Genomic DNA, 256 nt, shown 5'->3' with positions numbered 1-256 from the left:
CGCGGACAACCCCGCTTTCGCTCCCGTCATGAACGCCGATACCGGCCTGCCGCTTCCGCAACGCTACTGGGCGATCGTCTGCGTCGCACTGGGCATCACGCTCGCCGTGCTCGACGGCGCCATCGCGAACGTCGCGCTGCCGACGATCGCGCGCGACCTGCACGCGTCCGATGCCGCATCGATCTGGATCGTCAACGCGTATCAGCTCGCCGTCACGATCACGCTGCTGCCGCTCGCGTCGCTCGGCGAGCGCGTC

Annotated in this window: 1 pseudogene; it reads left to right on the top strand. The window is 69.1% G+C overall.

Features of this window, described 5'->3' with window-relative positions:
- Nucleotides 1–28: 28 nt before the first annotated feature.
- Nucleotides 29–256, top strand: a pseudogene (locus SB772_RS43150) (MFS transporter); the annotation flags it as partial.

Origin of the sequence: Paraburkholderia sp. SIMBA_030 (genome assembly GCF_046535245.1) — a bacterium.
Taxonomy (GTDB): Bacteria; Pseudomonadota; Gammaproteobacteria; order Burkholderiales; family Burkholderiaceae; genus Paraburkholderia.
The sequence above is the reverse complement of the archived record's forward strand: the minus strand, read 5'-3'. Positions and strand labels throughout refer to the sequence as shown.